Raw genomic sequence first — 21,742 nt, 5'->3', positions numbered from 1 at the left:
GGCGTCATGTACGACGTGATTGTCATCGGTGCCCGTTGTGCGGGTTCGCCGGCGGCCATGCTGTTCGCTCGGCAGGGATATCGCGTCCTGCTGCTGGAGAAGGCGAAATTTCCGCAGGACACCCTCTCCTCGCACTACCTCCACCAGCCCGGTGTGGCCCTGCTCGCCAAGTGGGGCTTGCTCGACGAGCTCCGCAAGGCGGGTGCCCGGCCGATCGACCGCCAGAGCTACGAGGCGCTCGGCGTCCGGCTGGAGGGCTTCTCCCTGCCGGTCGACGGCCACCGGACCACGTACGCGCCGAGGCGGTTCGTGCTGGATCCCATCCTCGCGCGCGGGGCCGTGGCCGCGGGCGCGGACTTCCAGGAGGGCTGCGCGGTCACCGGCCTGGTCCACGAGGGCGACCGGGTCGTCGGGGTGAAGTACACGACCCCCGGCGGCGCCGAGGCGACCGAGCGGGCCCGACTGGTCGTCGGCGCGGACGGCATGCGGTCGCTGGTGGCCCGCAAGGTCGGCGCGCCGATGGTCGTCGAGCGCCCACGGATGACCTGCACCTACTACAGCTACTGGTCCGGGGTTCCCGCGAACTTCGAGCTGTACGAGCGGCCGGGGCGCTGGATCGCCCTCGCCCCCACCAACGACGACCTCACGCTGATCATGACGTACTTCCCGCAGAGCGAGTTCGCGGAGGTCCGCACCGCGGTGGAGGCCAACTACCTCGAAGCCGTCCGCACCACGGCGCCGGCGCTGTTCGAGCGGATGTCCGCCGGCGAGCGCGTGGAGCAGATGTACGGCACCGGCGCGCAGGAGAACTACTTCCGCAAGGCCTACGGACCCGGCTGGGTGCTGGTCGGCGACGCGGTGCACCACAAGGACTCCATCACGGCCCGCGGCATCACCGACGCCTTCATCCAGGCACAGACGCTCACCGACCACATCGGCGACCGGCTGCACGACGACGCCGCGCTCGAGACGGCGCTGAAGCGTTACGAGCGGGACCTGGACGGCAATCACTACAGCTTCTTCCAGGGCGCCCTCAACGTGGCCGAGCTCAAGCCCGAGCGGCACACCGAGATGATCCGCAAGCTCGTCGGGCACCAGGAGTTGATCGACCGCTACTTCTCGACGGTGTCGGGTGCGTACTCCTTCGACGACTTCTACAACAACGAACTCCTGACCGTACTCGACCAGAGCTGACCGGCGGATAACTCCCCGACAGTCCGCCGATTTGGAGACCCAATGATCCCGTTGTCGTTCGCGCAGCGCCGGCTGTGGTTCGTGGACCGGTTCGAAGGCCCGTCGCCGACCTACAACGGCGCTTTCGCCCTGCGGCTGGACGGTGAACTGAGCGTGGGCGCGCTGGAGTCGGCGCTGCGCGATGTCATCGGAAGGCACGAGATCCTCCGCACCGTCATCGTCGAGGACGGCGACGGCGTCCCGCACCAGCAGGTGCTGGCGCCGGACCGCGCGCCCCTCGGACTCACGGTGACCGAGGTCTCGACGGAGGAGGAGCGGGCGGCGGCGGTCTCCGAGTTCGCCACCGGGACCTTCGACCTGGCCGCCGACCTCCCGTTCCGGGCCCGCCTGCTGCGGAGCGGACCGCGCGAGCACACGCTGGTCGTGGTGATGCACCACATCGCCGTGGACGGGGAGTCCTTCGGTCCGCTGTTCCGTGACCTCAACGCGGCGTACACGGCCCGCGTGGCGGGCGGCGTCCCGGGCTGGGAACCGCTTCCGGTGCAGTACGCGGACTACACGCTGTGGCAGCGGGATCTGCTCGGCGACGAGTCCGATCCGGACAGCCTGGCCGCTCGTCAGTTGCGGTACTGGCGGCAGACCCTGGCCGGTCTGCCGCAGCCGCTGGCCGTGCCCACGGACCGTCCGCGCCCGAAGGCGATGGGGCACGACGGCGATCTGGTCCGGCTTCCGATCGGCCCCGAGCTGCTGCGGTCGGTCGAGAAGCTGGCCGCCGAGGCGGACACCACGCTGTCGATGGTCATGCACGCCGCGCTCGGCGTCCTGCTGCACCACCTCGGCTGCGGCGACGACCTGCCGATCGGCGCGCCGATCGCCGGCCGGACCGATCGCGAACTGCGGGACCTGGTCGGGTTTTTCGTCAACACCTGGGTGCTGCGCGTCGACCTCTCCGGCAATCCGAGCTTCACCGAGCTGCTCGGGCGGGTGCGGGAGCGGGCGCTGGCCGCGTACGACAACCAGGACATGCCCTTCGAGCGGCTGGTGGAGTTGCTCAACCCGGAGCGCTCCACCGCCTACCACCCGTTCTTCCAGGTCATGCTCGCCTGGCAGCAGCCCATCCCGGAGATGGAGTTTCCGGGTCTCGACGTCCGATTCGAGCAACTCGGCACCCGAACGGCGAAGTTCGACCTGTTCTTCAACCTGGTCCCGGACGCCGCGGGTGGCGCGGAATGCCGGCTGGAGTACCGCACCGACCTGTTCGACCAGAGCACCGCCGAAGACCTCGCCCACCGCTTCGTCCGGGTGCTGGAGCGGCTGGTGGCCGAGCCCGCGCGTCCGGTCGGCGGCCTCGACGTGCTCGGCGCCGACGAGCGTGAACGGGTGCTCGGCCTCTTCAACGGCGCCGCCCCGGTCTCGTCCGGGCTGACGGTCCCGGAGCTGTTCGAGCGCCAGGTGGCCAGAACGCCGGACGCCCCGGCGGTCGTCTGCGAGGACCGCACGCTGAGCTACCGGGAACTCGACGAGCGGGCGGACCGGCTCGCCCACGAGCTGGTGCGGCGCGGCGCCGGGCCGGAGGACCTGGTGGTGCTGGCGCTGCCGCGCACCGAGGACCTGGTGATCGGCATGCTCGGGATCCTCAAGTCCGGTGCCGGCTACCTGCCGATGGACCCGCAGTACCTGAGCGGGCGGGCGGCGACCGTGCTGGCCGAGGCGGCACCGAGGTTCGCGGTCACCGACACCGAGTCGTGGCAGGACCTGCCGCGGGACGGCATCTCGCTGGTCGACCTCGACCACCGCGCGGGGTGGGAGACCTCGGCCGGCACCGATCGGATCACGCCGCCGCGGCCGGACAATCTGGCGTACGTCATGTACACCTCCGGCTCGACCGGCAAGCCGAAGGGCGCGGCGGTCACCCACCGCAACGTCGTCGACGGTGTGCTGGAGCTGGTGCGCGTGCTGGAGGCGCCGCCCGGCTGGCGGATGCTGGCCGGCACCTCGGTCAACTTCGACGTCTCGGTCTTCGAGCTGCTGACCACCCTGTTCACCGGCGGCACCGCCGAGGTGGTGCGCGACGCGCTGGTGCTCGGCGAGCGGGACGGCTGGGACGGCCAGGTCATCAGCGCCGTCCCCTCAGTGCTCGGCGAACTGGTGGAACACCTGGGCAAGGCGAAGGACGTGCGCAGCGTCGTCCTGGCCGGCGAGGTGCTGCCGGCCAGGTTGGTACGCCAGGTGCGCGAGGCCCTGCCCGGTGTGCAGATCGTCAACTCCTACGGCCAGAGCGAGAACTTCTACGCCACCACCTTCTCCCTCGGCGGGGCCGAGGACTGGACGCGGGGCGAGGTCGCTCCGATCGGCACCCCGCTGGGCAACATGCGCGCCTATGTACTGGGCCCGGGGCTCGCCCCGGTGCCGCAGGGCGTGACCGGTGAGCTGTATCTGGTCGGGACGTGTCTGGGCCGCGGCTATTACGGGCGCCCGGAGATGACCGCCGACCGATTCGTGCCGAGCCCCTTCGGTCCGCCCGGTGAGCGGATGTACCGCACCGGCGACCTGGCCCGCTGGAACGCGGACGGCCGGCTGGAGTGCTTCGGCCGCAGCGACGGCCAGGTGAAGGTGCGCGGCTTCCGCATCGAGCCGGCCGAGGTCGAGGCGGTGTGCGAGGCCTACCCGGGCATTCGCGAGGCGGTGGTGATCAGCCGCGAGACCCCGTCGGGCGGGCACCGGCTGGTCGCCTACGTGGTGCACGAGGGCGACGGCGCCGTCCCGGACGACGGGGCCGGCGGCGTCGGCGACGTGAGCACCCTGGCCGGCGCGTCGGCCGCCGAGCTGCGCCGCTTCGTCGCGGCCCGGCTGCCCGACTACATGGTCCCGTCGGCCTTCGTGACCGTCGGCCGGATGCCGCTCGGCCCGACCGGCAAGCTGAACCGTTCGGCACTGCCCGAGCCGGAGTACGTCGGTGAGGCCTACCGCAAGCCGCGCACCGAGGCCGAGGAGATCATCGTCGCGGCTTTCGTCGACGTGCTCGGAGTGGAGCGGGTCGGCATCGACGACGACTTCTTCGCGGCGGGCGGCGACAGCCTGCGGTCCATCCAGGTGGTGGCCCGGGCCCGGACCCGGGGGCTGAAGGTCACCACCCGGGAGATCTTCGAGTGCCGCACCGCGGCCCGGCTGGCCGAGGTGGCCTCGGCCCGACCGGACGAGACGCCCGTGCTCGCGGAGGAGTCGGGCGGCGGCGTCGGCCCGATGCCGCTGCAGCCGGTCGCCCGGCAGATCTTCGAGCGCGGCGGCGGGCTGAACCGGTTCGCCATGGCCATGGCACTGGAGCTGCCCGCGGGCATCGACGAGCGCGGGCTGACCGCGACGCTGGACGCCGTGCTCGACCGGCACGACCTGCTGCGCGCCCGGCTGGTGCGCGCCGACGGGCTCTCCCTGGAGGTGCGGCCGACGGGCACCCTGCGGGCGGCGGACCACCTCCGCCGGGTGCCCTGCGACGGCCGGTGGGACGAGCCGTCCGCACTGCTGACCGCGAAGGCGGAGCTGGACGAGGCGGTCGGACGGCTCGACCCGGAGGCCGGCACGACGGCCCAGTTCGTCTGGTTCGCCGCCGAGTCCGGCGAGGGCCGGCTGCTGGTGGTGCTGCACCACCTGGTGGTGGACGGCGTCTCCTGGCGGATCCTCATGTCGGACCTCGCCCAGGCCTGGCAGCAGGTCCGCACGGGCCGGGCGCCCGAACTGCCCGCCGTCGGCACGTCGGCCCGCCGCTGGGCCCTGGCGCTCCAGGAAGAGGCGCTGACCCCGGAGCGGGAAGCGGAACTGGCTTACTGGCAGCGGATGCTGGCCGAGCCCTGCCCGCCGCTGGGCGCGCGGCCGCTGGACCCGGCGGTGGACGTGAACTCCACGGTCGACACCGTGCGGGCGCAACTGCCCGCCGAGGTCACCGAGGCGGTGCTGACCAGGCTTCCCGCCATGTTCCGGGGCACCGCGACCGACGTCCTGCTCGCCGCCCTCGCCGTGGCGGTGAACCGCTGGCAGGGCACGGACCGCCCGATCCTGGTCCGGCTGGAGGGCCACGGCCGTGAGGAGGAGCTCGTCCCGGGCGCGGACCTCTCCCGGACCGTCGGCTGGTTCACCAGCATGCACCCGGCCCGCGTCGCCGTCACGGGAGCCGACCCGGCCGACCTGCTCAGGGGCGGTCCCGCCGCCGGCACGGCGATCAAGCAGGTCAAGGAGCAACTGCGCCGTATCCCCGACAAGGGCGTCGGCTACGCGTTGCTGCGCCACCTGAACCCGCGGACCGCCGGCGCGCTCGCCGCGTGCCCGGTGCCGGACATCGGCTTCAACTACCTCGGCCGGATCTCCGGGACGGACGTGCCCGAGCACCTGCGGACGCAGGGCTGGGTGCCCGCCTCCTGGTCCGCCGAGCTGATCCCGGCGGTCGACGGGGACCTGCCCGCGCTGTCCGCGCTGGAGGTCAACTCGGTCGCCACCGACGCCGCCGACGGCACCCGGCTGCAGACCGCCTTCATGTTCCCCACCGGGGTGCTCTCCCGCGAGCGGGTCCAGGAACTGGCCGAGCTGTGGGTCGAGGTGGTGCACGGCATGGCCGCGCACGCCGCACACCCGCGGGCCGGCGGGTTGACCCCCTCGGACGCCACGCTGATCGCGGTGCGGCAGGACGAGATCGAGACCTGGGAGGAGCGCTACGGCCGGCTGGCCGAGGTGTGGCCCCAGGCCCCCGGGCAGTCCGGCATCCAGTTCCAGGCCGCGATGGCCGAGGACTCCTACGACGTCTACCACATGCAGTTGGTGCTGCACCTGTCCGGGCAGGTGGACCCGGCGCGCATGCGCGCGGCCGGACAGCGGCTGCTGGAGCGCTACCCGAACCTGCGCGCCGCGTTCGGCACCACCGCCGCCGGCGACCCGGTGCAAGTCGTGCCGGAACAGGTCGCGCTGCCCTGGCGGCACGTCGATGTGTCCGGTCGCGGCGAGGACGAACAGGACGCCGCCCTCGACGAGTTCCTCGCCGAGGACCGGGCCGACCGGCTCGACCCCGCCCGGCCGCCGCTGTTCCGCCTGGGCCTGCTCACCTGCGGACCGGAGCGGGCGAAGCTCGTCATCACGGCGCACCACACCGTCTTCGACGGCTGGTCCTCGCCGTTGGTGATCCGGGACGTGATCCGGCTGTACGCCGGGACCGGCGAGCTTCCCCAGGTCCGCGGCTACGGCGACTACCTTGCCTGGATGGCCGCCCACGACCGCGCGGAGTCGGCCGCCCGCTGGGCCGCCGAGCTGGCCGGATTCGAGCAGCCGACCCTGGTGGCCCCCGATGCCGCGCTCCTGGAGGGGGCGTCCGCCATCGGGAAGGTCGAGGTGCCGCTGTCGATCGACCAGGGACGTGAACTCGCCCGGCGCGCGGCCGAGATCGGCATCACCCTCAACACGCTCGTGCAGGGCGCGTGGGCGGTGCTGCTGTCGAAGCTGACGGGTCAGCAGGACGTGGTGTTCGGCGCCGCCGTCAACGGCCGCCCCGGCGACCTGGTCGGCTCCGAGGAGATGGTCGGCCTGTTCATCAACACCCTGCCGATCCGGGTGTTCTGGCGGCCGGAACAGACCCTGGCCGAGATCGTCACCGAGCTGCAGGACCGGCAGATGACCCTGCTCGACCACCACTACCACAGCCTGGCCGACATCCAGCGGGAGAGCGGGCTGCCGGCCCTGTTCGACACGTTCGTCGGGTTCGAGAACTACCCGATGGACCGCGAGGGCATCGTCGACGCGAACACCTCGGCGGGGCTCCGCATCGACGCCATCCGGCCGATCGCCGGCGCGCACTACGCGCTCGCCCTCGCCGCCGCCGACCCGTACCTGCGGCTCTCCCTCGACTACCAGAAGGACGTCTACTCGCTGGCCGCCGCCGAGGGCATCGCCGCCCGGCTGGTCCGGATCCTGGAGCAACTGATCACCGACCCGCACGTGCCGGTCGGCGCCATCGAGGTGCTCTCGGAGGAGGAGCGGGAACGGCTGCTGCTGGACGTCAACGACACGGCGCACCCGGTGGCCGAGGGCACCGTGCCGAGCGGCTTCGAGGCCCAGGTGGCACGTACCCCGGACGCCGTCGCGGTGATCGGGGAGCAGGAGACGCTGACCTACCGGGAGTTGAACCGCCGGGCGAACCGGCTGGCGCACTGGCTGATCGGCCGGGGCGCCGGCCCCGAGCAGGCGATCGCCGTGCGGATCCCGCGTTCGGTGGACCTGATGGTGGCCGCCTGCGCGGTGGTCAAGTCGGGCGCGGCCTACCTGCCGGTGGACCCCGAGCTGCCCGAGGACCGGGTGCGCCACATGCTCGAGACCGCCGAGCCGTTGCTGGTTCTCGACGAGGCGCTCCCGGACGTCTCGGGCCTGCCGGACACCGACCCGGAGCGTGCGCTGCTGCCGGACAACGTCGCGTACGTCATCTTCACCTCCGGTTCCACCGGCCGGCCGAAGGGCGTGCAGGTCTCGCACCGGTCGATCGTGAACCGGATGGCCTGGGGCGTGGAGCACTTCGGGATCGGTGCCGAGGACCGGCTGCTGTTCAGCACCGCGCCGAGCTTCGACGCCTCCGTGCCGGAGATCTTCGAACCCTTGCAGGTCGGGGCCGCCGTGGTGATCGCCCGCCCGGACGGGCGACGGGACCCGGCCTACCTCGCCGAGCTGATCCGGCGCGAGCGGGTGACCGGCGCGGTCTTCGTCTCCTCCCTGCTGGCGGCGTTCGTCGACGAGCCCTCGGCACGATCCTGCACCAGTCTGCGCTTCGTCGAGGTCGGCGCCGAGCCTTTCCCGGTCGCGCTGGCCGACCGGTTCGCCGAAGCGCTGCCCGGCTGCGTCGCGCACAACCTCTACGGCCCCACCGAGGCGACCGTCGAGGTGACCACGGCCCGGCACGTGCCGGGAGCGGACCGGCTGCCGATCGGCGCGCCGATCTGGAACACCCGGATGTACGTGCTGGACGCGGCCCTGTGCCCGGTCGCCCCGGGCGTCGCCGGCGAGCTGTACATCGCGGGCACCGCGCTGGCCCGCGGCTACCTCGGACAGGGCGCGCTGACAGCCGACCGCTTCGTCGCCTGCCCCTTCGGCGCTTCGGGGGAGCGGATGTACCGCACCGGCGACATGGTGCGGTGGAACGAGGACGGTCGACTGGAGTACGTCGAGCGGCGCGACTTCCAGGTCAAGATCCGCGGCCGCCGCATCGAGCTGGGCGAGATCGAGTCGGTGCTGAACGTCCACCCGGACGTCAGCAGTGCGGTGGCCGTCGTACGGGAGGACCGCCCCGGCGACCAACGGCTGATCGCCTACGTGGTGCCGGCCGACCGGGCCGATCCGGCCGGGCCGGACGTCAAGGCCCTGACGGCCCTGCTCCAGGAGCGGCTGCCGGAGTACATGGTGCCCTCGGCGCTCGTCCCGCTGGCCGAGCTGCCCAAGACGCTGAGCGGGAAGCTCGACCGGGCCGCACTTCCGGCCCCCGACTACGCCGTGGCCGCCGCCGGACGGGCCCCGCGCAACGCCAGGGAGGAGGTCCTCTGCCGGCTGTTCGCCGAGCTGCTCGGCGTGGAGGAGGTCGGCATCGACACCAGCTTCTTCGACCTCGGCGGACACTCACTGCTGGCCACCCGCCTGATCGGGCGCATCCGCGCCGAACTCGGCATCGACGTGAAGGTCACGACGGTCTTCACCAGTCCGACTGTCGCCCAGTTGGCGGAGCGGCTCGACGAACAGCGGAGGTCGAACCGGCCCAAGCTGCGCCAGATGACCAACGAGGAGGAGCGCCGATGATCCCGCTGTCCTTTGCCCAGACCCGAATGTGGTTCCTCCACCGGCTCGAGGGACCGTCCGCCACCTACAACGGCCCGCTCGCGCTGCGCCTGGAGGGCGAGCTGGACACGGCGGCCCTGGCGGCGGCGGTCGCGGACGTGGTGACCCGGCACGAGAGCCTGCGCACCCTGATCACGGAGGACGCCGACGGCACGCCGTTCCAGCGGATCCTGCCGCCGGAGGAGGCCGCCGTCCCGGTCCGCGTGGTCGATGTGGCGGCCGGCGCGGTCGACGCCGTCACGCGGGAACTCATCCGCGAAACCTTCGACTTGACCACCGATCTGCCGTTGCGGGCGACCGTGCTGCGGGTCGGCCCGCGGGAGCACGTGCTGGTGGCCGTGCTCCACCACATCGCCGGGGACGGGGCGTCGATGGCGCCGTTCCTGCGCGACCTGGTGACGGCCTACGCGGCCCGCCGGCAGGGGAGCGCGCCGGACTGGGCGCCGCTTCCCGTGCAGTACAAGGACTACACGCTCTGGCAGCGTCGGCTGCTGGGCGACGAGGCGGACCCGGACAGTCTCGCCGCGGAGCAGTTGGCCTACTGGCGCGAGGAACTGGCCGGGGTGCCGCAGCCGGTGCAGTTGCCGCTGGACCGGCCGCGGCCCACCTCGACCGACCACCGCGGCGGCCATGTCGACTTCGAGCTGGAACCGGAACTCTTCACCGGGATCGCCAAGCTGGCCGCCGAGCACGGTGCCACCGCGCCGATGGTCGCCCAGGCCGTGCTCGCGGTGCTGCTGCACCACTTCGGCGCCGGGAACGACCTGACGATCGGCAGCCCGATCGAGGGCCGCGCCGACGAGCAACTCGACGACCTGATCGGGTTCTTCGTCAACACCTGGGTCCTGCGCGTCGACCTGTCGGGCAACCCGTCCTTCGCCGAGCTGCTGGAGCAGACCCGGGTCAAGGCCCTCGCCGCGTACGACAACCAGGACCTGCCGTTCGAGCGCCTGGTGGAGCTGCTGGCACCGGAGCGCGTCACCTCGTACCAGCCGCTGTTCCAGACCATGCTGGCCTGGCAGTTCGCCTGGGGGCGGCTGGAGATGCCCGGACTCGTGGTCACGCCCGTGCCCCTGAGCACCGGAACCTCGAAGTTCGACCTGTTCTTCAACTTCGTCCCGGACCCGGCCGGCGGTGGGTACGGGCGCCTGGAGTACGCCTCGGAGCTGTTCGACCACGCCACCGCCGAGCGGCTGATCGACCGCTACCTGCGGGTGCTGCGGCAGGTGGTGGCCGATCCGGGGACTCGGCTCGACGCGGTGGACGTGCTCACCGAGGGCGAGCGCGGCCGGCTGGCACTGCTGAACGAGACGGCCGCGCCGGTACCGGCGGCGACCGTACCCGAGCTGGTCGCCGCCCAGGCGGAGCGCACCCCGGACGCGACGGCGGTGGTGTGCGGGCCGACCACGCTGTCCTACCGGGAGCTGGACGCCCGCGCCGGCCGGCTGGCCTCCGCGCTGCGCGCGCGAGGTGTCGGACCGGAGGCCCTGGTGGCCGTGGCCCTGCCGCGCTCGGCGGAGCTGGCGGTGGCGCTGCTGGGCGTGCTCAAGGCCGGCGGCGCCTACCTGCCGATCGACCCCGAGTACCCGGCCGCGCGGGTCGGCCTGCTGCTGGACACGGCCGAGCCGCTGCTCGTGCTGACCGACCGCGCCACGGCGGGGCTGGTCGCGAACGGCCGGCCGCCGGTGCTCCACCTTGACGACCCGGACCTCGACGGGCCGGCGCAGGCGGCCCCGGACGTCAGCCTCGGCCCGGACCACCTGGCCTACGTGATGTTCACCTCCGGCTCGACCGGCACCCCCAAGGGGGTCGCCGTCTCCCACGCGAGCGTGGTCAACGGAGTGCGTGACCTGCGCCGGCTGGTCCAGGTCGAAGCGGGCTCCCGGATGCTCGCCGCGACCTCGGTGAACTTCGACGTCTCCGTCTTCGAGCTGTTCACCGCGCTGACCACCGGCGCGAGCGTCGAGATCGTCCGCGACGTCCTCGAACTGGGCGAACGCGCCCACTGGTCGGGCACCACCGTCAGCGCCGTGCCGGCGGTCTTCTCCGCCCTGCTCGACCGGAGCGCCGACGACCCGGGCGGGCTCGCGCTCGACGTGGACACCGTCGTCTTCGCCGGAGAGGCGCTCCCGGGCGACCTGGTCCGCAAGGTCCACGACGTCCTGCCCGGGACCAGGGTCATCAACGCCTACGGGCAGACCGAGAGCTTCTACGCCTCCACCTTCACGGTCCCGGAGCGGTGGACCGAGTCCGGCGCGGTGCCCATCGGGCAACCGCTGGCCAATATGCGCGCCTACGTCCTGGGGCCCGAGCTGGCCCCGGTGCCGCCCGGCGTGACCGGTGACCTGTACGTCGCCGGCCCGGTCGCCCGCGGCTACCACCGCGACGGCGGGGCGACCGCCGAGCGGTTCGTGGCCTGCCCCTTCGGCGCGCCGGGCAGCCGGATGTACCGCACCGGCGACCTCGCCCGCTGGGACGAGGACGGCCGGCTGCGCTATGTCGGACGCGCCGACGCCCAGGTCAAGGTGAACGGCATCCGGGTCGAGCCGACCGAGATCGAGGCGGTCCTCGGCCGGCACCCCGCCGTCGGTCAGGCGGCCGTCACGGTGTGCCCGGACCGGATCGGCAACCCGCGGTTGGTCGGCTACGTGGCCCCCGCCGGGAACGGTGGCGCGGACCCGGGCACCGTCCCCGTGCCGGAGCTGCGGCGCTTCGCGGCCAAGCGGCTGCCGGACTACATGGTGCCCGCCCGACTGGTGGTGCTCGCCCGGCTGCCGCTGACCCCGAGCGGGAAGCTGGACCGGGCGGCGCTGCCCCAGCCGGAGTTCACCGCCACCGCCTACCGGGCGCCGCGGAACGCGGTCGAACGGGTGCTGGCCGAGGTGTTCGCCGATGTGCTCGGTACCGAACACGTCGGCATCGACGACGACTTCTTCGCCGTCGGCGGCGACAGCATTCGTTCCATCCAGGTGGTCGCACGGGCCAAGGCCCGCGGTGTGGTCGTCACCACCCGGGAAGTGTTCGAACTTCGTACCGTCGCCCGGCTCGCCGAGCTGGTCGAGGCCCGCGTCGACGAGGAGCTCGTGACGCTGGCCGAGCTGCCGGGCGGCGGCGTCGGCTGGGCCCCGCTGCCCCCGACCGCCGCGCACATGCTCGCCCTGGGCGGCGGCATCGGCCGGCTCGCCATGTCCGCGATGCTCACCCTGCCCGGCGAGATCGACCGGGCCGAACTGGTGGCGACACTGCAGGCGGTGCTGGACCGGCACGACGTGCTGCGCTCCCGCCTCGACCGGGCGAACCCGGGCCTGGTGACGGAGCCGGCCGGCAGCGTGGACGCCGAGCCGCTGCTGCGCGAACTCGCGCACGAGGGCGCCGACCTGAAGGCCGAACTGGACGCGGCCGCGGACCGGCTGGACCCGGACGCGGGCGTGATGGCGCAGTTCGTGTGGTTCACCCCCGCGACGCCGGCGGACCAGGGCCGCCTGCTGATCGTGCTGCACCACCTGGTCGTGGACGGGGTGTCCTGGCGGATCCTGCTCCCTGACCTGGTGTCCGCCTGGCGGCGGGTCCGCGACGGGCGGGCCCCGGAGCCGGCCCGGACGGGCACCTCGCTGCGCCGGTGGACGCACGCGCTGGCCGACGAGGCCGCCACCCCCGAGCGGGTGGCCGAACTGGCCGGCTGGCAGGAGGTCCTGGCCGGGGACGACCCGCTGCTCGGCGCGCGGGAGCTCGACCCGGCGCTGGACGTCACCTCCACCGTGGACACGGTCCGCGTCCAGGTACCGGCAGACGTTACGGACGCCCTGCTGAACACGGTGCCCGCGCTGTTCCACGGCGGCGTCGACGACGGGCTGCTGGCCGGCCTCGCACTGGCGCTGGCCCGCTGGCGGCGGACCCGGGGCGAGTCCGCGACCTCGGCCCTCATCCGGCTCGAAGGACACGGCCGCGAGGACCACCTGGTGCCGGGCGCCGACCTGTCGGGCACGATCGGCTGGTTCACCGCGATGTACCCGGTGCGCCTCGACGTGGCCGGCATCGACCTGGCCGACGCCTTCGCCGGAGGCAAGGCGGCCGGCCGGGCGGTCAAGGCCGTCAAGGAGCAGTTGCGGGCCGTGCCGGACAACGGCATCGGCTACGGACTGCTGCGCCACCTCAACCCCGCGACGGCGCCGGCGCTGGCCGGCCGGCGGCAGCCGCGGATCGGCTTCAACTACCTCGGCAAGTCCTCCGGCGGCGACCTCCCCGCCGAGCTGCGCGGCCTGGGCTGGGGCCTGGACGCAGCGAGCGCGGACCTGATCCCGGCACCGGACGCGGACCTGCCGGTGCTGTCCGCGCTGGAGATCAGCGCGGTGGCCGACGGGACGGCGGACGGCGAGCGGCTGACGGCCTTCTTCGGCTTCCCCACCGGAGTGCTCTCCCGCGCGGAGGTCACCGAGCTGGCCGGGCTCTGGGTGGAGGCACTGTCCGCGCTGGCCCGGCACGCCGGCACCCCCGGCGCGGGCGGGCTGACCCCGAGCGACGCGCCCCTGATCGCGGTGCGCCAGAGCGAGATCGAGACCTGGGAGGAGCGCTTCGGCAAGCTGGCCGACGTGTGGCCCGCGACGCCGGCCCAGTCCGGGATCCTCTTCCAGGCGAAACTGGCCGGGGCGTCCTACGACCCCTATCACCTCCAGTTGGTGTTCCACTTGTCCGGCCGGGTCGACCCGGAGCGGATGCGCCGGGCCGGGCAGGCGCTGCTGGACCGCCACCCGGTGCTCCGCGCCGCGTTCGTCGACCGGACGGACGGCGACACGGTGCAGGTGGTGCCGGAGACGGTGACCCTGCCGTGGCAGTACCTCGACCTCACGGCCGTCGACGAGGCCGAACGGACCGAGACCTTCGAACGGTTCCTGGAGCAGGACCGGACCACGTACTTCGAGGCGGACCGCCCGCCGCTGCTCCGGCTGGCCGTCGCCGTCCTCGACCCCGAGCGGCCCGAACTGGTGCTGACCGCCCACCACGCGCTCTACGACGGCTGGTCCACGCCGATGATCCTCCAGGATCTGCTGCTGCTCTACGCCTCCGGCGGCGACGCCTCCAACCTGCCCGCGACCCGCGACTACGGTGACTTCCTCGCCTGGCTGGTCCGGCAGGACGGGGAGGAGTCCGCCCGGGTATGGGCCGCGGAGCTCGAAGGCTTCGAGGACCCGACCGTACTCGCCCCGGGCTTCGAGCCCGCGGAGGATCAGCGCCGGGAACAGGTCGACATCACGGTCCCCCGCGACCTGGCGCGGGACCTCGACCGGCTCGCCACCGAGCTGGGCATCACCGTGAACACGCTGGTGCAGGGCGCCTGGGCGCTGCTGCTCGGCGAGCTCACCGGCCGCCAGGACGTGGTGTTCGGCGCCACCGTCTCCGGGCGCCCGCCGGCGGTGCCCGGCGTCGAAAGCATCGTCGGGATGCTCATCAACACCATTCCGGTGCGCGTCGGGTACGCGCCCGGCGACACCGTGGCCGAGTTCCTCACCGGGCTGCAGAGCCGGCAGAGCGCCCTCGTGGACCACCACCACTACGGGCTCGCGGAGATCCAGCGGTCCGTCGGCCTGCAGTCCCTGTTCGACTCCCTGGTGGTCTTCGAGTCCTTCCCCGTCGACGCGGACGGCCTCAGCGCCGCCTCCGACGCCGAGGGCGGCATCGGCTATGACGGCTTCCGCCCGTCCGCGGGCAATCACTACCCGCTGTGCCTGACGGCGGCGGCCTCCCCGCTTCTGGAGTGCATGATCCAATACGCGCCGGGGGCCTTCGACCGAGAGACGGTGGAGGTGTACGCGGCCCGCCTGGTCCGCATCCTGCGGCAGATGGCCGGTGCGCCCGGTGCGCCGCTCGCCCGGGTCGATTCCCTGGAGCAGGCCGAACGCGACCGGATCCTGACCGTGCTGAACGCGGCCGGCCCGGGCCGGGAGGTCACGCTCACCGAGCTCGTCGAGGCGCGGGTGAGGCGGACCCCGGACGCCGTCGCGGTGGTGGCCGGGGACGAGTCGCTCACGTACGCCGAGCTGGACGCGGGCGCCGAGCGGGTCGCGCATGCGCTGGCGGCGCGCGGGGTGGGTCCGGAGAGCGTGGTGAGCGTGGTCCTGCCGCGGACCGCGAGGACCGTGGTGGCCCTGCTGGGCGTGCTCAAGGCGGGCGGCGCCTACCTGCCGGTGGACCCGGCCTACGCCGCCGCCCGGCTGCCGCAGATCCTCCCCGGTGCCCGGCCGCACCTGCTCATCACCGACGCCGGCACCCGGGCGCTCGTCCCGGACACCGATGTCCCCGTCGTCCTCCTCGACGACCTCGACCGGCCGGCGGCGGCCGTGGAGGTCGGGGCACGGCGGAGGCCCCGCCCGGCGAACCTCGCCTACGTCCTCTACACCTCCGGTTCCACCGGAGTGCCCAAGGGCGTCGGCGTCGCGCACAGCACCGTCGTCAACGCCGTGGACACCATGGTCGGCCAGGCCGCCATGGAGTCCGGCCGGAAGGTGCTGCTGGCCGCTTCGTTCGGCTTCGACGTCGCCGTCTTCGAGCTGTTCTCCGCGCTCACCACGGGCGGCAGCGTCGAGATCGTCCAGGACCTGCTGGCCCTGACCGAACGCGACAGATGGGACGTCGACGTCCTCTGCCCGGTGCCGTCGGCCCTCGCCGAGCTGGCCGAGCAACTGGGCGACCGGATCGACCCCACCGCGCTGAACATCTCCGGCGAGGTGCTGACTCCGGCCCTGGCGGAGCAGGTGCGCGGACTCTGGCCGCGGGCGCGTGTCATCAACAGCTACGGCCCCAGCGAGAACTACTATGCCGTGGCCCATCTGCTGGAGCCCGGGCGCTCGTACGCCGACGGCGTTCCGGTCGGCCGGCCGTTCCCCGGGGTGCGCGCCTACATCCTCGGCCCGGGTCTCACCCTGCTGCCCCAGGGCGCCCCGGGGGAGCTCTACCTGGCCGGGGCCGGGCGCGGCTACCACCGCCAGCCCGCGATGACCGCCGAGCGCTTCGTCCCGGACCCCTACGGTCCGCCCGGGGCTCGGATGTACCGCACCGGCGACATCGCCCGCCTCACCCCGGACGGCGAGCTGATGCACCTGGGCCGGATCGACACCCAGGTGAAGATCCGCGGCTATCGCGTCGAACCCGGCGAGATCGAGGCCGTCCTGACCGCCCATCCGCTGATCGCCCAGGCCGCCGTGGTGGTCCAGCGGACCGGGGAGAACACCCCGGACCTGGTGGCCTACCTCGTCCCCGCCCAGGGCGAGACCGCACCGCCCGCCGACGAGCTGCGCGAGTACTTCGCGGGGCGGCTGCCCGACTACATGGTCCCCGCGGCCTTCGTCCGGCTCGACCGGCTGCCGCTGTCACCCAACGGCAAGCTCGACCTGAAGGCCCTGCCGGCCGCCGACATCACCTCCACGGAGCCCTTCCGGGCACCGCGCACCGCCCGGGAGAGAGTGCTGGCCAAGCTCTTCGCCGAGGTGCTCGGCGTGGAGCGGGTCGGCATCGACGACGGCTTCTTCGAGCTCGGCGGGCACTCGCTGCTCGCCACCCGCCTGATCAACCGGGCCCGGGTCGAGTCGGGGATCGAGATCCCGCTTCGCAAGATCTTCGACCTGCCGACGGTGTCCGCGCTCGCCGCGTGGACGGAGGAGGCGGCTGTGCCCGTCCGTCCCAGCCTTCGCAGGATGACCGCAGAGGAGCAGAACCAGTGATTCCGCTTTCGTTCGCGCAGCGCCGCATGTGGCTGACCCACCAGATGGAGGGCGGGGCGGAGACCTACAACATCTCCCCGGCGTTCCGGCTGACCGGCGCCCTGGACCAGGCCGCCCTCGTCGCGGCGATCGGCGACCTGGTCGACCGGCACGAGACGCTGCGCACCACCATCGTGACGGACGACCAGGGCGAGCCGCACCAGGTGATCCTCCCGACGGCCGAGGCACCGACGGAGGTGCCCGTGGTCGACGTGACGCCGGACGGGCTGGCCGGCGCGGTGGAGGAATTCATCAACCACCGCTTCGACCTGGCGGCCGAGACCCCCTTCCGGGCGGGCCTCTTCCGCTGCTCCCCGGAGGACCACCTGCTGGTCCTCCTGGTCCACCACATAGCTTCGGACGGCGTCTCGGGCGGCCTGATCGCCCGTGACATCGCCACCGCCTACGGCGCCCGGCGGGACGGTCGGGAGCCGGGCTGGGAGCCCCTGCCGGTCCAGTACAAGGACTACGCCCTGTGGCAGCGCGAGCTGCTCGGCGACGTGGCGGACCCGGGCAGCCTGGCCGCGGCGCAGGCCGAGTACTGGCGTGAGGAACTCGCCGGAGTGCCGCAGCCGCTGAACCTGCCGCTGGACCGTCCCCGCTCCGCCGAGCGCGACCCGCAGGGCGACATGGTCGCCTTCACGGTGTCCGCCGAAACCAGGACCGGGTTGCAGAAGTTGGCCGACGAGCGCGGGATGACCATGCCGATGGTCCTCCAGGCCGGTCTGGGCGTGCTGCTGAGCAAGCTCGGCGGCGGCGAGGACGTGACGATCGGCGGCCCGATGGCCGGGCGCAACGACGTGGCGCTGGCCGAGCTGGTCGGCTTCTTCGTCAACACCCAGGTGCTGCGGGTGAACCTCTCCGGCGACCCCTCGTTCGCCGAGCTGCTGACCCGGGTGCGGGAGAAGACCCTGGCGGCCTACGAGCACCAGGACGTGCCGTTCGAGACACTGGTCGAGCTGATCAACCCCGAGCGCTCCACGGCCTACCAACCGCTGTTCCAAGTGATGTCCGCCTGGCAGTCCTTCGAGACCCCGGACCTCGACTTCCCCGGCCTGGAAGTGACGTTCGAGCAGCACGTCACGCAGACCTCGCTGGTCGACCTCACCATGTTCTTCGACGTGACCGGAACCGGCGCGCTGCGCTGCGAACTCCAGTACGCGACCCAGTTGTTCGACCGGAAGACCGCCGAGGGCATCGCCGCCCGGTACGCCGGCGTGCTGGAGCAGGTGGTCGCCGACCCGCACGCGCCGGTCAGCCGGATCGGGATGCTCGTCGACGACGAGCCGGAGCGGCTGTTGCTGGGCGTCAACGACACCGCGCACCCGGTGCCCGACTCCACCCTGCCGGACGCCTTCGAGGCCCAGGTGGCGCGCACCCCCGACGCCGTCGCGGTGATCGGCGAAAAGGAGACGCTCAGCTACCGGGAGTTCAACCGTCGGGCGAACCGGCTGGCGCACTGGCTGATCGGCCAGGGCGCCGGCCCCGAGCGGCTCGTCGCCGTGCGCATCCGCCACTCGGTGGAGCTGCTGGCCGCGATCTACGCGGTGGTCAAGTCGGGCGCGGCCTACCTGCCGGTGGACCCTGACCTGCCCGAGGACCGGGTGCGCCACATGCTGGACACCGCCAAGCCGTTGCTGGTTCTCGACGAGGCGCTCCCGGACGTCTCGGGCCTGCCGGACACCGACCCGGAGCGTGCGCTGCTGCCGGACAACGTCGCGTATGTCATCTTCACCTCCGGTTCCACCGGCCGGCCGAAGGGCGTGCAGGTCTCGCACCGGTCGATCGTGAACCGGATGGCCTGGGGCGTGGAGCACTTCGGGATCGGCGCCGAGGACCGGATGCTGTTCAGCACCCTGGCGAGCTTCGACGCCTCGATCCAGGAGATGTTCGCCAACCTCCGGGTCGGTGGCGCCGTCGTCGTCGCCCGCCCGGACGGGCGACGGGACCCGGCCTACCTCGCCGAGCTGATCCGGCGCGAGCGGGTGACCAGCGCGTTCTTCGTGCCCTCGCTGCTGTCCGCCTTCATCGCCGAACCCGCCGCCAAGCGGTGCCACACCCTGCGCTGGATCGAGTCCGGCGGCGAGGCCTTCCCCGCCGCGCTGGCCGACAAGCTCGTCGAGCTGCTGCCCGGCTGCGGGGCGCACAACCACTACGGCCCGACCGAGGTCGCGGTGGAGGCCACCGCGTGGCAGCACGTGCCCGGCGCGGACCGGCTGCCGATCGGCGTCCCGTTCTGGAACGTCCGGGTGTACGTGCTGGACACCGCCCTGCGCCCGGTCGCGCCGGGCGTCGCCGGCGAGCTGTACGTCGCCGGCGTCGGCCTCGCGCGCGGGTACCTCGGACAGAGCGGCCAGACCGCCGACCGCTTCGTCGCGTGCCCCTTCGGTACGCCCGGCAGCCGGATGTACCGCACCGGTGACCTGGTGAAGTGGAACAGCGACGGGCAGTTGGAGTACCTCGGCCGCAGCGACTCCCAGGTGAAGGTCCGGGGCTACCGGATCGAGCTGGGCGACATCGAGCACGCGCTGGCCGGGCACCCCGACGTCGCCCAGGCGGCGGTCGTGGTGCGCGAGGACCAGCAAGGCGAGAAGCGCCTGGTCGGCTTCGTGGTGCCCGATCCGGACGCCGTGAAGGTCGACGCCGAAGCCCGGGTGGAGGAGTGGCGCAAGGCCTGCGACGCGAGCTACGCCGAATCCGCCGACGAGCCCTGGGGCGAGGACTTCGAGCTCTGGAAGGCGGTGTACGAGGGCCGGCCGGTCCCGCGCGAGCAACTGGCCGAGTGGCGGGACGCGGCGGTGGCGCAGGTGCTGCGCTTCGCGCCGCGCCGGGTGCTGGAGATCGGTGTCGGCTCCGGCCTGCTGCTGGCGAAGATCGTCGCCGAGGTCGAGGAGTACTGGGCCACCGACATCTCCTCCGCGGTGATCGACCGGATCCGCGAGCAGGCCGAGAACGAGGGCCACGGCGGCCGGGTCCGGCTGAGCGTCCAGCCCGCCGACGACGTCTCGGGACTGCCCCGGGGCGGGTTCGACACCGTGGTGCTCAACTCGGTGGCGCAGTACTTCCCCGGCGTCGACTACCTGGACCGGGTGCTGGGCCAGGCCCTGGACCTGCTCGCGCCGGGTGGCCGCCTGATCGTCGGCGACGTCCGCAACGCCGCCACGCTCCGGCTGCTGCTGACCGCGGAGCAGAGCGCGGCGCAGCCCTACGCCTCGCACGAGGAAGTTCGGGCACTGGTGGAGCAGGCGGTCCTCGCGGAGCGGGAGCTGCTGGTCGCCCCGGAGTGGTTCGCCGAGTGGGCGGCGGCGCGGTCCCTCACGGCCGACATCCGGCTGAAGGAGGGGCGGGCTCACAACGCGCTGACCCGGCACCGCTACGAGGTCGTGCTGCACAAGGAGCCGGCCGAGGTGCTCGACCTGGCCACGGTGCCCACCGTGTCGTGGGGCCGGGAGGTGTCCGACCTGGACGCCCTGGCCGCCCGCGCGACGCTGGAGGACGGCGCGGTGCGGGTGGCCGGGATCCCGAACGCGCGGCTGGTGGCGGAGGCCGCCGCCGTGACCTCCGCGGGTACGGCGGGTGCCGCCCTCGCCGGTCCGCCGGTGGACCCGGCGGAGCTGGCCGCCTGGGCGCGCCGGCAGGGCCGGGAGGCCGTCGTCACCTGGTCGGGCCGGGCCGTCCACGCCTTCGACGCGATCCTGCTGCCCGCACCCGCGCGGCAGACCGTCACCGGTGGATTCGTCCCCGGCGCCACCACCGGGCGGGCCTGGGCGAACACCCCCTCGCTGGCCTCGGCGACCGGTCCGCTGCTCGCCGAGTTGCCCGACTACCTGCGCGGCCGGCTGCCCTCCTACATGGTCCCTCCCGTGCTGGTGGCGCTCTCGGAGCCGCCGCTGACCCCGGCCGGCAAGCTCGACCGGCGGGCGCTGCCGGCGGAGCACACGGACGTCCTGCGGGGCGGCGGACCGCGTAACTCCCACGAGGAGACGCTCTGTTCCTTCTTCCGTGAGCTGCTCGGCGTCGAGCGGGTCGGCATCGACGACGACTTCTTCGCGCTCGGCGGGCACTCGTTCCTGGCCACCCGGCTCAGCGCGAGTATCCGCAAGGAGTTCGGCATCGACATGCCGCTGCGGACGATCATTCAGTACCCGACGGTGGCCGAGCTGAGCGCGCTGGTGCTCACCGGCCGGATCCCCGGCGGCCACGACGACGCGTTCGACGTCGTACTGCCGCTGAACCGCGACCCGGGAACCGGGAAAGAGCCGGTCTGGTTCGTCCACGGCGGCGGCGGCCTCGGCTGGGCGTACTTCACCTTCGCGCCGTACCTGGACCGCCCGGCCTACGCCCTCCAGGCCCGCGGCTCCAACGGCACCGATCCGCTGGCGGCCTCGATCGAGGAGATGGTCGAGGACTACCTCGCCCAGATGCTGAAGGTCCAGCCGGAGGGTCCGTATTTCGTGGTCGGCTGGTCCTTCGGCGGCCCGGTCGCGCACGCCCTCGCGGACGCGCTGGACCGGCGCGGGCACGAGGTCGGCCTGCTCGCCGTCCTGGACGCCCAGCCCGCGAGCGACGACCCGAAGACCGGGTACAAGCAGATCGCCGGCCGGACCAAGGAGCTGTACCGGGGCGACCTCGAAGAGGTCTTCGGCAAGTTCATGAACACCAAGAACATGGACAGCCTGCTGGACAACATGTCGCGGGTGGGCGTCAACAACCTGAACAGGATGGCCGAGTTCCACTCGCCGGTCTTCCGCGGCGACCTCCTGTTCTTCAGCGCGACGAAGGGCAAGGAAGCGTCCTACGCCCCCGACTGGGTGCCGTTCGTCGAGGGCGCCATCGAGTCGTTCGACGTGCAGGCCTCGCACAACGACCTGCACATGCCGCAACCGGCGGGACAGATCATGCGGGTCATCGCCCAGCGGTTGGCGCAGCGGTGACGTGGCAGA

The 21,742-nt window shown here is 72.9% G+C and carries 4 protein-coding genes; all 4 read left to right on the top strand.

Going from position 1 to position 21,742, the window contains the following annotated elements:
- Positions 1 to 6 precede the first annotated feature (6 nt).
- From ACZ6X9_RS09310 to ACZ6X9_RS09295, 4 genes are read left to right on the top strand one after another with little or no spacing between them, the layout of a single operon-like run.
- Positions 7 to 1,194, top strand: a complete 1,188-nt coding sequence (locus tag ACZ6X9_RS09310; RefSeq protein WP_469777322.1) for an NAD(P)/FAD-dependent oxidoreductase — start codon at positions 7 to 9, stop codon at positions 1,192 to 1,194.
- A gap of 42 nt (positions 1,195 to 1,236) precedes the next feature.
- The gene (locus ACZ6X9_RS09305; RefSeq protein ID WP_469777321.1) at positions 1,237 to 9,006 is read left to right on the top strand and encodes an amino acid adenylation domain-containing protein; all 7,770 of its coding nucleotides are present in this window, start codon (positions 1,237 to 1,239) and stop codon (positions 9,004 to 9,006) included.
- Positions 9,003 to 16,760: an amino acid adenylation domain-containing protein gene (locus ACZ6X9_RS09300; RefSeq protein ID WP_469777320.1), complete on the top strand. Its 7,758-nt coding sequence runs from the start codon at positions 9,003 to 9,005 to the stop codon at positions 16,758 to 16,760. The genes ACZ6X9_RS09305 and ACZ6X9_RS09300 overlap by 4 nt, the downstream gene beginning before the upstream one ends.
- Positions 16,757 to 21,733 (top strand): non-ribosomal peptide synthetase, encoded by a 4,977-nt coding sequence (locus ACZ6X9_RS09295; protein ID WP_469777319.1) that lies wholly within the window; start codon positions 16,757 to 16,759, stop codon positions 21,731 to 21,733. The genes ACZ6X9_RS09300 and ACZ6X9_RS09295 overlap by 4 nt, the downstream gene beginning before the upstream one ends.
- Positions 21,734 to 21,742 lie beyond the last annotated feature (9 nt).

This window comes from Streptomyces sp. NPDC052910 (genome assembly GCF_055585605.1).
The sequence above is the reverse complement of the archived record's forward strand: the minus strand, read 5'-3'. Positions and strand labels throughout refer to the sequence as shown.